Origin of the sequence: Salinisphaera sp. LB1 (genome assembly GCF_003177035.1) — a bacterium.
Lineage (GTDB): Bacteria > Pseudomonadota > Gammaproteobacteria > Nevskiales > Salinisphaeraceae > Salinisphaera.
Genome location: NZ_CP029488.1, coordinates 1,293,372 through 1,306,865 on the forward strand (window position 1 = coordinate 1,293,372; position 13,494 = coordinate 1,306,865).

The window sequence follows — 13,494 nt, forward strand, 5'->3', positions numbered from 1 at the left end:
GTCGACACCGCCACAAGCCCCTAATTGACCGCCTTGCCGACCAGGCTGCGGAGGGTGCCGTCGAAATCGCTGATGGCGTTCGCAGCCGCGACGTTGTGACGGGTCTCAAGATAGCTCGGTTGACTGTAGCTCACATGCACTGTGCCGTCGGTGCCCTGGCTAACGAGAATGCGGGCCGGCAGATCGACCGCCACGGTCTGCCCGCCGGCGATCACCCGGGCCTGTTCGGCGCCGGCATCGAACACCACCAGGGTGGACGGGTCATCGTTGGCGTCGAGCATGCTGCCGATACTGTGCGCGGCCGCCCGATGATCGAACTGCTGCAGTAGCTGCAGGTTGCTGTTGTTCTTGATCGCGTTGATCAGGTTGGCGAGCGTGGTATCGAAATTGTGGCCACTGGTGCGATCGACCCGCCCCTCGCCCTGACGGATACTGCTGACGCTGCCGGTGCGCGAGATATCCTGGCCCGATGCATCGTTCGCCAGCGTCGCCTCGTCCCGGCCCAGCCCGTCGAGCGCGTCCCTTGCAGTCGCGAGGTCGTAGCGTGCCGCCAGATAATCGCTGCTGTTGTAGGCCACGCCGACGTTGTTCCGGCTGTCCTGATAGACCAGCATCGCCGGCGGCAGATCCAGTCCGGCGCGGCGATCGGCCGCAATCAGCGGCGTCATCCGGCCGGGATCCTGGTACAGAATCACGCGTATCGGCCGGATACTGCGACCGGCGTTGCCGGCCTCGGACTGCAGATCCGTCTTGAGCGTGCGGTAGTAGTTGTTACGGCCGATCGCTTGTTCGAGATTGGCGTAGGTCTGGGCGAACCCGTAGTCCGAGACGGCGACATCGAGACCGGGCACGTTCGTGTTGCCGACCCGGGCGGTATTGTCGTTGTGCTTGTGGATACCCAGCGCATCAAGCCAATCGATCTTGCAACCGCCGAGCAGGATGACGAGCATCATCAAGCCGATGAGCGGATATCGATCCCGGGTTGTGTGCATCGCTGGCCGAATCCGTACCGCATGCGCCGTCGGCGCTCACTTTAGCGCTATTCGAAATGCGCGCGCCAGCGCTGTACGGCGACCTGTTCCTTGACCAGTTCGAGAACCTCGATGGTGACATCGCGAATCTCCGAGGAGGCCGCGCCGACCTCCTGGGCCAGCAACCGCTCGATGGCCGCCTCGACGAGGTTGCCCACGAGCGCGTCGAATTCCTCCGAGGACAGCCCGTCCACGGCTTCGTCGAGCACCTGGTTGACCGTGTCGCGGATAGCGTCATCGATGGCCTCGGAAACATAACGCCCCAGCATCGGCACGCGTTCCAGGTTGTTCAGCGCCGGATTGGCATCCGCGGCCCGGCCCACGATACGACCGAGATAGGCCTGGATCTGATCGCGATTGCCGCGGTAGGCCGCCACGATCGCGTACTCCAGCTGGGCGCTGGCCGCACGGGTCAACGGACGGCGCCGCGGCGCGATCACATCGCGCACGATCCGGCGCGAGAGTTGCTGGCCGCCGGACTTCATCTCGTCCTGCACGCCGGTCAGTACCTTGAGTACGACCCGGTCCGAGATCTCCTCGACCACGATGTCGTAGTACACCATCAGCTGGCGATAGAGCCACCCGCCGCGGATATCGATTACGCCGAGCCGTTGCAGGCGCATCACGATCGAGATCACGCGCAGCGCGCGCAGAAAACGAAAACCGGCCACCGGGATGCAGCCGAGCACGTCGAACCAGCGCGCGAACGGATAGAAATACCAGCGCGGGTAGCGCTGCTGCACGATCGCCAACACCCAGCCCGCCAGCACGTCGAGCACGAACACGCTGACGAACGCCAGATCGATGGCGGTGAAATTCCGGTGCACATGCTGCGCATACCAATCGTGGGCACTGGGCCAGACCGCGCCGACGGCATGGCCCACCGGCGCGATGGCGAACAGCGTGTCGAAGATGATCAACGCCAGGTTGATCGTCACCAGCCCGATGATGGCCAGATCCCAGAGCAGCAGCAGGCGCTCGGTCAGGCTGCGATCGCCCGAGACCACGGCGAACGGGTCCGGTGTCTCGCGACGGCCGACGTGTTCGCTCAGGCTCATCGCGCCCCCGGGGCCGCGTCGAGCGTCGCCGGTGCCAGCATGGCGCGCACTTCCGGCAGTTTTTCCTGCATGGCCTGCCGCCCCCACGCCACGGCCAGTTCGAGCCCGGCCCGGCCGGGCACCAGATTCGTCGGCGACAAGGTGCGCTGGAAGCGCACCATCGTATCCGCATAGACCCGGTTCACCCGCATCTGGCGCTGCACGGTCTGGGTGATCGGCCAGAGCCAGAGGTTCTTCGGATCGACATGCGGCAGGAAACAGTCGAAGGCGAGGTAATAACCGTTGCGGGTGCCGCCGGCGCGGCCCGCCGCCACACCGCGCCAGGCCGCGCGGGTGGGCACGTTGTCGGCGACACCGCCATCCACCAGCGCCACGAGTTCGTGATACGCCATGAGGTGCGAAAGAATTTCGCGCGTCGACCCGGCGCGCGCGCCCGGCTCGTATTGCAGGATCGAGGGCACCGCCGCCGAGAAACCGGCCGCATCCACCGCATGCAGCGATCGCGTGGTGGTATCGCGGCCGAGCACGATCGGCACCACCATGTCGCTGCGAAAGAACTGCAGGATGCGCGTCAGCCGCGAGGCCACGCGCACGGGTAACGGCAGCAGACGCGCCGCGCGTGCTTCCCCGGCCCGGATTTCGGGCGACAGACGTTCATACGAATGGCGCTTCAACCCGGCGACGATCACGTCCAGCGGGATATCCAGCTCGTCCAGGCGCAGCGGGCGGCGCAGATTGCCGGTGGCAAACCGTTGATGCAGCGCGGTCAGATGCAGGTGGAACAGGCCGCCCAGACAGAATTCGCTGCGCCGCCGGCGCGCGGCCGAATAGATATCGCTCTTTTTCAGTCCGGCGGCGAAATCGATGTGCTCGTCGATATCCGCGTAGCGGTGCTGGGCCCGCATTAGACCGAGGATCGCACCCATCGAGTTACCAACGATGTAGTCGGGTACCAACCCGGCCTCGGCCAGGCAGGCGAAGGCGCCGGCATAGACATAGCCGCCCCCGCCGCCCCCGCCGGCGACAACCACCAGCGCGCGCTGGCCGGCCTCGCGATCGAGCGCGGCCGCGTCGAAATCGTCGCGATGCGTATCCAGCAGGGCAGCGCGTACGCGTGCGGCGCGCGAACGGGCCACGCCGGCCGCCTCGCGCGCGATTGCCAGCTTGTCCTCGACCGGCGACGGCAGGCGTAGCGGATCGTGCAGATGATTGAGCAGCCAGTCGCGCAGCGGCAGCACCGGGGCCATATCGATATCGACCTCCGAGCCGTCCGGCTGATTGAACGGCCGGAAACGCCCGAGCCGCGCCAGGCCGATGGCATAGCGTAGATTCTGGTAGTCGGCATCGGGCAGGAGATTCGGACGCTCGAGCCGGGCGCGAACCAGCGACCGTTCCATTCGATGCAACGCCAGACGTGCTCGATCCTCGGCATGATCCGGCAGGGACAGCGCCCGCCGCGCACGGCGCACTTTGGGCGCATCGGATCGACGCCTCACCATCTCAATGACCGCGCGGCGGTCGCCGCCAGCGTTTGGGCTCGCCCCCTGCGACGCACGCCCGGGCCCGGGCGTCGACTAGCAACACAGCGTAGCGGTCTTTTCCATAAATCGCTGATGATAATCCTCGGCGCCATAGAGGGCCCGCAGCGGCTCGATTTCGCTCACAACCGGCCGGCTCCGTTGCGTCGGATGCGCGTCCCGGCTGGCCCGCGCTGCGGCGCGCTCGGCATCGCCGTGGGTGAACATCGCCGACCGATACGGGCGTCCCACGTCCGCGCCCTGTCGATCCCGGGTGTCCGGATCGTGATGCTGCCAGCACACATCCAGCCCTACCGTGTAACCGATGCGCTCCGGGTCGTACGACTCCTGCACCACTTCGGCGCGGCCGGTGAGACCGGCGCCGACTTGCGGGCCGACTGGATTCAGCGCATCGCCGCCAACGTAGCCCACCGCCGTAGCCGCAACCCCGTGGATGCGGCGCAAGATCCGCTCCCGCTTCCAGAGGCATCCCATCGCAAATGTTGCGACAGCCATGATCGACCTCTCGTTGATGGCGAGTCGATGGCATCATCATAGCGTACGCTGGGTGGCAATCGCCCACATCAGCTGTCCTCGCGCTCCGGGCCGTCGGCATAATCCGTGACCAGCGGCTCGGCCGTGATGCCGCGCTGGCGCAGATACGACACCAGTACATCCGTGCGGCCATGGGTCGCGAGTACGCGGCGGGCACCGGTGGCCTTGATGGTATCGATCAGCCCCGGCCAGTCGGCATGATCCGACAGCACGAAACCCCGATCGTAGCCGCGCCGGCGGCGGTTGCCGCGAATCCGCATCCAGCCCGAGGCAAATCCGCTGCGATGCTCGCCGAAACGGCGCATCCAGCGCGAACCGGCCGCCGAGGGCGGCGCCAGCGCCAGTGCCGTGGACCAATCACGATCCTTGGGCTGCGCCGAAACCGGTTCGGTGGCCAGCATTTCGATACCGGCCGCGCGATAAACCTGCGTCAGGGGCACCAGCGCGCCGTGTAGAAACGCCCTTTCCGCCGGCAGATCATCGCGCTGGCCCAGTTCGGCCAATAACCGCTGGGCCTTGCCGAGCGCATAACAGAACAGCACGCTGGCCCGCCCGGCGGCGGCGTTGTCGCGCCACCAGGCGGCCACCTCCCGCGCCACCTCGGCGCTGGACGACCAGCGATAGACCGGCAGCGCAAACGTGGCCTCGGTAATGAAGGTATCGCAGGGCACGAGCTCGAAATCGGCGCAGGTGGGGTCATGCGCCCGTTTGTAATCGCCGGACGCCACCCATACCTCGCCGCCCGCTTCGACCCGGATCTGGGCCGAACCGAGGATGTGCCCCGCCGGATGGAACGACACCTGCGCGTCGCCGAAACGCAGCGATTCGCCGTAGGCAACGCCGGAACAATCGATGTCGGCGCCCAGCCGATGCCGCAACAACGCCTCGCCGGGCGCCGCCGTCCAGTAGCGCCCGTGCCCGGGGCGGGCGTGATCGGCATGCGCATGCGTGATCAACGCGCGTTCGACCGGCCGCCACGGATCGATGTAGAAATCCCCGGCCCTGCAATACAGACCGCGTTCGGTCGGCTTGATCAGCATGCTGGATACACGTCTCTCGTTGCGTCGGCCGGAATTGGCAGGCCAGTGTAAGCCGCTGCGGTGAAAGGTAAAAAAAATTGGTCATCACCAGTGCGTATGGAAACGCGGCATTAAAGTTTTTTATCCGCAGGGATTTAAATTGCTAGTACATTAGTGGTATGTTGATAACGCGAATAACTAGGGAGTTCGCGGACTACTTGCCACGGGGGCAATTCGTTGGACGTCGAAATCGGTTGCGATCTGTTGCTTTGGCCAGCGTCGTGTGTCGATCGCGATCGTCGATCGGCCGGCCGGATCAGGGCCGCTGGGGCGGATCCTGACACCGATCGCTCATCCGTCGCAGTAGTCGTGGGTCGCCATTGCCATTTTGCGGCGGTAGCGCCAAACGATTCGCAAATCCGAGCGCCTCGTTCGGCACAATGCTTTTTAAAAAGGGAGTAGGGAGAATAATGATGCGTCAACATCCAGCCAAGACCCTGGCACTCGCCGTGTGCGGTTGCACCGCGCTGTGGTCGGTACAGGCCGCCGCCAACAGCAGTGTCAGCCAGCCCACCCTGCAACAGCTGCAGGATCAGATCCAGCAGCTGCAGCAGCAGGTGCAGGACATGAAGACCCAGCAGGAACAGCAGTTAAAAGGCGAGACACCGGCCAACACAAGCTCGCAGTCTTCCGGCCCGACCAAGAAGCTCACCATCGGCGGTGGTGTGGTCGCGGAATACCAGAAGAAGAATTACGGCGGTAACAATGCCGGTGCCGGGGATCTGATCCTCGACTACTTCGACCTGAACGTGGCCGGCCAGTACGGCAAGCTCACCTACGCCGCCGATTATCGCTGGTCCAACGTGAACTTCAATAAGGGGCAGTATCTGCATAACGCCTGGGCCGCGTACGACTTCGGCCCCAACGACAACAGCCAGGTCAAGGGCGGCATGTTCCAGGTGCCCTTCGGCAACCTGCCGTACGGCTACCAGTCGTTCTGGGGCAACCTGAACTACTATGCCGGCTTCACCGACAACCAGGCCGCCGGCATCGGGTACAAGTACGAGAATAACGGCTGGCGCTTCGACCTGGATGCCTTCAAGAATCAGGGCCTTGGCCAGCAGACCACCTACGCCGCCAACCCGAACAGCAGCAGCACCACCAATAACAACGGCACGCCCAACGACAAGACCGACGATTTCACGGTTAGCGGCGCCCGTCTGGTCAACGGCGGTAACGCCCGTCTGGGCCGCACTATCAAGCTGAACGGCGGCAATACGCTGAACCTGTCGGTCGCGGGCCGCGGTGGCGAGCTCGAGTACACCGACACCAACGGCAACACCCAGTACGGCACCCGCTGGGCCGGTACCCTGGCCGCCGAGGCCGACCTGGGCAACTGGGTGCTGCAGGGCCAGTTCGTCGACTACAAGTACAACATCCCGAGTGATATCGCTGGGGGGCGGACGCAGACTGTACCGTTCGAGGATTATGGCTACGGCTATCGGATGCCGGCCAAGGGTCAGTTGTACTCGGCCAGCGTGGGACGGACGTTCAACGTCAGCAATATGGGCCCGATCAGCAGCTTCGAAGTCTATAACGACTACGGCTATCTGCACTCCGGCTACGGCGACTACGACAACACGGGCGCCCGTATCGGCGACGTCCAGGAAAACACCACCGGCATCGCCATGTTCGCCGGCCCGGTGGATATCTGGGCAGAGTGGATCGAGGCCAAGAACGGCGGCATGGCTTTCGTCGGCCAGAACGACGGCGACTGGCACGGCCGCTTCAATCTGACCGCCGCCTTCTACTTCGACGGCGATCTGATCAAGAAGTAAGTGCGATCCCGCAACCGTCCGGCTCGCCGGGCGGTTCGCCGGACTTAAAGCGGGCGCTTCGGCGCCCGCTTTTTTGTGCCCACGACAAACGCGCCGGGGCGTCACCGACCACAGCTGTTCCTATTGCCCGAAGGCATCTATCCACAGATTGCACAGATTGCGCAGATTACGCAGATTTTTAAGAGGTGGCTGCGAAGTACGCTTCCTCGGCATGACGCGAGCGCACGCAATACAAGCGTTCGGCCTATTTTTGATCCGCGTTAATCTGCGCCGATCTGCGGACAAGCATTATTTTCTAATCTGTGAAATCTGCGGATAAACCCGCTTCCGGAACACCGCCCGCCTAACAGACCATGACGCGAGAGTAATCGCCCCTCGCGAGCTGATACGGCACAGTTTTTCTATCCACAGATTACGCAGATTGCACAGATTTCAAGAGGCCTTTGTATGCCCTTGTCCTCGACATGAGGCGCCCAGTCTCGTCATTCACCCGTTTCTTGGCATCTGCGTTAATCTGCGTCGATCTGCGGATAAATCCACTTCCGGAATAACCCCCCGCCCGGGAGACCATGACGCGCGAGTAATCGCCCCTCGCGTGCCGGTACGACGCAGTTTTCTATCCGCAGATCGACACAGATCACGCAGATGGCGAGGGGGGCGCGGGGGCGATTAGACCGCTCGCCCGGGAAACACCACATACAGACGGGCCAAGCCGCGATCATGGCGTATTCCTTTTCTCGGCTCTTCTGCACTGACATGCGCTAGAGAGGGATGACTGCCGCCGACAAATCCGTTTCAATACAAGCTCCTACACAAATACAGAAGGGGTTTGTAGATGGCGGCAACCATCCCAAGTTGGATTGTTGGTCTGCGCGGGCAGTGCGTCAAGGGCGTGGCGTGGGACGAAGCTCGTGGCACGCTGGTGTTTCACTGCGACCGCGATCGCCGCTTCGTGCCGGTGGATCACCGGAGCGGCGCACGAGGCACCGTCAATCGACGGCTGCGTCGCGAGGTTCAGGATCTGCCGATCTGGGGCCGCTCAGTGACGCTCTCGATCGCGTACTGTCAGCTCAAGATCGGGGCGACGGATCGCCGTATGGAACGGCTGTCGTTCGTCGAGCCCGGCCATGGCTTCACACGCCGCTATGCGCGGTTTGTCAGCCAACTGGCTCGGCATATCAGCATCGCCGCCGTCGCGGCTTACACCGGCCTGGCGTGGCGTACGGTCAAGGCTATGGACGAACGGGCGTTGACGCGTGATCTGCCGGCTCTGGATCCTGGCGCACTGACCGGCCTGCGGCATCTGGGCGTCGACGAGGTCGCCCGCGCCAAGGGCCATGATTATCTGACCATCGTCTACGACCTCGAGTCCGGCGATCTGGTATGGGTCACCGAGGGCCGTCGCAAGGCCGGCCTGACGGCGTTTTTCGATCAGCTCGATGAGCCCGTTGCCCAGGGCATCGAGGCCGTAGCCATGGATATGTGGAAGCCCTTTGAACAGGCGGTGGCCGAGGCGTTGCCGAACGCCGCCATCGTCTTCGATCGCTTCCATGTCATGCAGCAGTATTCGAAGGTGATCGATACCGTCCGCCGAACCGAGTTCAAGCGGGCAACCCACGCCGACAAGCAGGTCTTGGTTGGCAGCCGTTATCTGCTGCTCAAAAACGCCGAACGCTTGAGCGATAGCCAGGCCGCGCGACTCGATCGGTTGCTCGCCGTCAATGGCCCGCTCAACGCAGTCTATGCCTTGAAAGAACAGCTCCAGCAACTGTGGCACGCCCCAGCGAGCTTCACCGTCATGGGCCAGCGCCTGGATGCCTGGTGTGCCTTGGCCGAGGCCACCGGGCTGGCCCCCATGAAACGCTTCGTGGCGATGCTACAGCGGCATCGCACCGGGATCTGCAACTACGCGGCCCACCCCATCACCACCGCCCGACTCGAAGGCGGCCACGTCGCGATCGGGTTGATCCGTAAACGCGCTCGCGGACTGCTCGATACCGAATACTTCAAACTCAAAATCCGGCAAAGCGCAACGCCCGAACCACCCCTTGGCCTGTACGCTCTGACCGGATGATTGGCTCAAACCATGTCACAAGAGCCCTTTTCTCAAGATCTGCGCTAATCTGCGTCGATCCGCGGACAAGCATTATTTTCGAATCTGTGAAATCTGCGTAATCTGCGGATAAACCCGCTTCCGGAACAACCCCGGCCGGGAAACCATGACACGCGAGTAATCGCCCCTCGCGAGCTGATACGACACATTTGCTCTATCCACAGATTACGCAGATCGCACAGATTTCAAGAGGCCGTTGTATGCCCTTGTCCTCGACATCAGGCACCCAGTCTCGTCATTCACCCGTTTCTTGGCATCCGCGTCAATCTGCGGAAAACACAGTTTTTAATCTGTGGATCAACCCGCTTCCGAAACAACACCAGGGTTCGGTTTCGCGAATTGTCCGGCAGCTACAGGCGATCGATCGCCCGATGGCCGATATCGCGGCGATAGGCGGCATGGGCCCAATCAATGGCGGCCACGCCACGATAAGCCTTGGCCTGGGCCTGGGCCACGTCGGCACCGAGCGCGCAGACGCACAACACCCGGCCGCCGCTGGTGACCACCCGGCCGTCGTCATCGAGCGCGGTGCCGGCGTGAAAGACTTCGACATCTTCGGCCACGGCACGGTCGAGCCCTTCGATCACATCGCCCTTGGCATACGCGCCCGGGTAACCGCCCGCCGCCATGACCACGCCGAGCGCGACTTCATCGCGCCAGCGTGCGTCCACTGAATCGAGCTGCCCGGCGATGGCGGCTTCCAGCAGATCTACCAGATCGGATTCCAGCCGCATCATGATCGGCTGGGTTTCCGGGTCGCCCATGCGGACGTTGAACTCCAGCACCCGCGGCGCGCCGGTCTCGTCGATCATCAGGCCGGCATACAGGAATCCGGTGAACGGGCGGCCATCCGCGGCCAGCCCGGCCACGGTCGGGCGCATCACTTCGTTCATCACGCGCTCGGCGATGTCGTCGGTGACCACGGGCGCCGGTGAATACGCCCCCATGCCTCCGGTGTTCGGGCCGGTATCGCCGTCGTAGGCGGCCTTGTGATCCTGTGAACTGGCCAGCGGCAGGATATGCGTGCCGTCGACCATGGCGATGAAGCTGGCTTCCTCGCCGGCGAGAAATTCCTCGACCACGATACGCGCACCAGCATCGCCGAAGGCGTTGTCCTCGAGCATGTCGCGGGCCGAAGCCAGCGCCTCGTCAACCGTGTGTGCCAGGGTCACGCCCTTGCCCGCGGCGAGGCCATCGGCCTTGATCACGATCGGCGCGCCGCGCGCCTGGATATAGGCCGCGGCCGCCGTGTAATCCGCGAAGGTGGCGTAGTCGGCAGTGGGAATGGCATGACGGGCCAGGAAATCCTTGGAAAACGCCTTGCTGGCCTCGAGTTCCGCCGCCGCCTGCCGCGGGCCGAAACAGGCCAGCCCGGCCGCCTCGAACATATCCACGATGCCGATCGCCAGCGGCGCCTCGGGCCCGACCACGGTCAGGCTAACGGCGTTGTCGAGGGCGAAATCGCGCAGGGCGTCGAGCTCGTCCACACCAATCGCGACATTACTGACATCGGTCATGGTGGCGGTGCCGGCATTGCCGGGGGCGACATACACATGCGCCACCCGAGGCGAGGCCGCCAGTTTCCACGCCAGGGCGTGCTCGCGGCCGCCGCCGCCGACGATGAGAATACGATGCGCTGCCTTGCTCATGCTGGATTTCGCCCCGGGCGGTTGCTGTGGAAACCGGCATGCGCTATCGAGCGGGCGCGCCGGTGCGGCGCAAGCTTAACAAAGCCCATATGCGGCGTGCTGCGGCATGGCGTCGCGTAAGACGGCCACAGGCCCTAAACTCCGCCCATCGTTTGTTCACCCAACCCTCCGATGGCCGATACCGAAATACTCTACGAAGGCGACTACCTGCGGCTCCAGCGCATCGACACCTGGGAATTCGTCGACCGGATCAACGCGCGCGGGGCCGTGGTGATCGTGGCCGTGACGCCCGACGATGAACTGCTCATGGTGGAACAGCCCCGCCCCGCGCTGGGCGGACCCGTGCTGGAATTGCCGGCCGGGTTGGTGGGCGATATTGCCGGCGAGGAAGACGAAGCCCTGGCCGTAGCCGCCGCGCGCGAACTGGAAGAGGAAACCGGCTATCGGCCGGCGCGGCTGGAATACATGACCGCAGGGCCGCCCAGCGCCGGCCTGTCGGGCGAGACGCAATGGTTCTATCGCGCCCACGATCTGGCGCGCGTCGGTCCCGGCGGCGGCGATGACAGCGAAGACATCACCGTGCATGCCGTCGCCCTGGACAGGATCGACGACTGGCTCGCCGCGCGCGAAACCGAGGGCCTGCCGGTCGACCCCAAGATCTACACCGGCCTGTACTTCATCCGGCGCGAGCGCGGCTGAGTCGATCGCCGGCGTCGACGCATTCGATCGCCGCCGGCGCCACGGTGCGCGCTGTCGCGAGGCAGGCGGCATAACCGGGCGCCAGCGACAACGGCAACAGATGCCAGCGGTGACCGTCCAGGCAGGCGAACGCGCCATCGATGGTCGTGGCACGAATGCGAGCCAGACCGACCCGCCCGCTCGCCTTGACGGCTGCCTCGCGCGCACACCAGGCGGCGAAAAAATCGCCGTCCGGCGCGACCCAGCGCCGCAGCCGCGGCGAGATGCCGTCGCGGCGTTGCTCCACGTCGAGCCCGATGACGCCCTCGGCGTCGACCGCGCAGGCCACGAGCCGGCCGCTGTGGGAAATACTGAAGGACGGCCCGTCGGCGAACTGCGGCCGTCCCCCGGCGCCGAAGCCCAATCCCTCGATCCGGTCCGACGGCAGATCCAGGAGGGCAAGCCCCTGTTCGAGCAGCCACAATCCGGCCATCGTCCGCGCTCGGGCCGCCGGACTGCCCATCGCCTCGACGCGCGCACAATAGGTCGGCGGCGCCCGGGTCGCGGCACGCTCGGCAAAAAGCGCCTCGCGCGCCGGATCGAGGACGATGTATACTACAAGCATAAATGATTATTTAACGCAATCATGATGTTTCGCTGTGGCTATCGCATCGCACTTGGGGCGAGGCGCCGGGCATGACCGCGATGCGCGAATCCAACGAGTCGACACTCAATCATGCCACGGCGGACGGCCTGCCCGGTCCGGCGACCGCGTTCCCGGTGGCGCCGGATGATGCCACCCGCCGGCAGCTCGTGGCCTGGCAAGCCGAATACGGCGATCTGTTCGCCGTGCCATCGACCGGGGGCGGCCCCGCGCACTGGATCGTCAACGACCCGGCGCTGGCCCAGCAGGTGCTCGTCCGCCATGCCCACGACTATACGAAAGGCATGGGGCTGGACCGTGTCAAGATTCTGCTGGGCAACGGCATCATGGTCAGCGAGGGCGATTTCTGGACCCGCCAGCGGCGCTTGATCCAGCCGGCCTTCCGCCCGCGCCGTCTGGCCGATTTCAACGTCATGATCGTGGCCGAGAATCTCGCGCTGGCCGAGCGCTGGCAGCAGGTGGCCGAGCGCGGCGATACGCTCGAGGCCGAAAGTCATACCAGCGAACTCACGCTCGTGATCGTGCTCAAGTCGATCTTCGGCGCGGACTACGCCCGGCTGGTGGAAGACGGCGCCAATCCGTTTGCGCTGCTGACCGAGGAGCCGGCGCGCGACCTGCGTTTCGCCGCCCGTTTTCATCGCCTGAAACAGACCGTCGACGCCATCATCGAGCGCCGATTAGCCGAAGGCCCGCGCAAAGACTTCGATTTTCTCGGCCATCTGCTGGCCGCACGCAATCGCGATGGCGAGCCGATGAGCCGCCCGGCCATCATCGACGAAGTCATGACGCTGATCGTGGCCGGCCACGAAACCACTGCCAGCGCACTGGCCTTCGCCTGGTATCTGATCGCCCGCCACCCCAACGTTTGCGCGCGCATGCAGGCCGAAGTCGATGCGACGGACGAAAGCGGGCTGCGCGAGACCGGCGGCGCCGACCGCGAAACGCTGGCCTACACCGACCGGGTCGTGGCCGAGGTGCTGCGGCTGTATCCGCCGGGCTGGCTGCTGTCGCGCCGCGCGCTGACCGATCAGAGACTCGGCGATCACACCCTCGCCGCCGGTACACAGCTGTTCGTAAGCCCTTATTTGCTGCAGCGTCATCCCGGCTACTGGCGCGACCCGGAACGCTTCGACCCCGACCGCTTCGCACGCGCGGATGAACCGCGCCATCGCCTGGCCTACCTGCCGTTCGCGGCCGGCCCGCGGCATTGTATCGGCGAGCATCTGGCCGCCACCGAAATGCGCGTGCATCTGGCCACGCTGCTGCGCCGGTTCACCCCGACCTGGCTCGGCGACGGCGAGCCGGCGATCGAATCGGCAATCAATCTACGGCCGGCGGACGGAATTTATTTACAATTGACGCCCCGGTAATC

11 protein-coding genes are annotated in these 13,494 nt (G+C 64.7%); 4 read left to right on the forward strand and 7 right to left on the reverse strand.

Features of this window, described 5'->3' with window-relative positions; genetic code table 11:
• Positions 1–20: 20 nt before the first annotated feature.
• The 5 genes from SALB1_RS05860 to SALB1_RS05880 all read right to left on the reverse strand — a co-directional run bounded on the left by SALB1_RS05860 (position 21) and on the right by SALB1_RS05880 (position 5,201).
• Entirely contained in the window at positions 21–992 is a 972-nt protein-coding gene (locus tag SALB1_RS05860; RefSeq protein ID WP_109993015.1) for a DUF302 domain-containing protein, read from the reverse strand.
• Between the two features lie 47 nt (positions 993–1,039).
• Positions 1,040–2,089 carry a preprotein translocase subunit SecA gene (locus SALB1_RS05865; RefSeq protein ID WP_109993016.1) on the reverse strand — a complete coding sequence of 350 codons (1,050 nt, stop codon included), beginning with the start codon at positions 2,087–2,089 and terminating at the stop codon, positions 1,040–1,042.
• Positions 2,086–3,585, reverse strand: a complete 1,500-nt coding sequence (locus SALB1_RS05870; protein WP_255414508.1) for a patatin-like phospholipase family protein — start codon at positions 3,583–3,585, stop codon at positions 2,086–2,088. Before SALB1_RS05870 ends, SALB1_RS05865 begins: the two co-directional genes overlap by 4 nt.
• A gap of 78 nt (positions 3,586–3,663) precedes the next feature.
• A complete protein-coding gene (msrA, locus tag SALB1_RS05875) occupies positions 3,664–4,122 on the reverse strand; it encodes a peptide-methionine (S)-S-oxide reductase MsrA (RefSeq protein WP_109993018.1) in 459 nt (152 codons plus the stop codon).
• Between the two features lie 68 nt (positions 4,123–4,190).
• The gene (locus SALB1_RS05880; protein WP_109993019.1) at positions 4,191–5,201 is read right to left on the reverse strand and encodes a ligase-associated DNA damage response exonuclease; all 1,011 of its coding nucleotides are present in this window, start codon (positions 5,199–5,201) and stop codon (positions 4,191–4,193) included.
• Positions 5,202–5,653: 452 nt separating this feature from the next.
• Between SALB1_RS05880 and SALB1_RS05885 the strand changes: the two genes are divergently transcribed.
• Together SALB1_RS05885 and SALB1_RS05890 are read left to right on the forward strand one after the other, a co-directional pair.
• Positions 5,654–7,018 (forward strand): hypothetical protein, encoded by a 1,365-nt coding sequence (locus SALB1_RS05885; protein ID WP_145961246.1) that lies wholly within the window; start codon positions 5,654–5,656, stop codon positions 7,016–7,018.
• Positions 7,019–7,853: 835 nt separating this feature from the next.
• Positions 7,854–9,092, forward strand: coding sequence for an ISL3 family transposase (locus SALB1_RS05890; RefSeq protein WP_199678594.1), 1,239 nt, complete (start codon positions 7,854–7,856; stop codon positions 9,090–9,092).
• Positions 9,093–9,481: 389 nt separating this feature from the next.
• Here SALB1_RS05890 and purD read toward each other — a convergent pair whose 3' ends face one another.
• Positions 9,482–10,780 (reverse strand): phosphoribosylamine--glycine ligase, encoded by a 1,299-nt coding sequence (gene purD, locus SALB1_RS05895; protein ID WP_109993021.1) that lies wholly within the window; start codon positions 10,778–10,780, stop codon positions 9,482–9,484.
• 171 nt (positions 10,781–10,951) lie between these two features.
• Between purD and SALB1_RS05900 the strand changes: the two genes are divergently transcribed.
• Complete coding sequence (locus SALB1_RS05900) at positions 10,952–11,479, forward strand: NUDIX hydrolase (RefSeq protein ID WP_109993022.1); 528 nt, start codon at positions 10,952–10,954, stop codon at positions 11,477–11,479.
• On the opposite strand, the gene SALB1_RS05905 is transcribed toward SALB1_RS05900, so the two are convergent.
• Positions 11,457–12,083 carry a 4'-phosphopantetheinyl transferase superfamily protein gene (locus tag SALB1_RS05905; protein WP_109993023.1) on the reverse strand — a complete coding sequence of 209 codons (627 nt, stop codon included), beginning with the start codon at positions 12,081–12,083 and terminating at the stop codon, positions 11,457–11,459. The genes SALB1_RS05900 and SALB1_RS05905 overlap by 23 nt on opposite strands.
• Positions 12,084–12,154: 71 nt before the next feature.
• On the opposite strand from SALB1_RS05905, the gene SALB1_RS05910 reads away from it, so the two are divergent.
• Complete coding sequence (locus tag SALB1_RS05910) at positions 12,155–13,492, forward strand: cytochrome P450 (RefSeq protein WP_109993024.1); 1,338 nt, start codon at positions 12,155–12,157, stop codon at positions 13,490–13,492.
• Positions 13,493–13,494 lie beyond the last annotated feature (2 nt).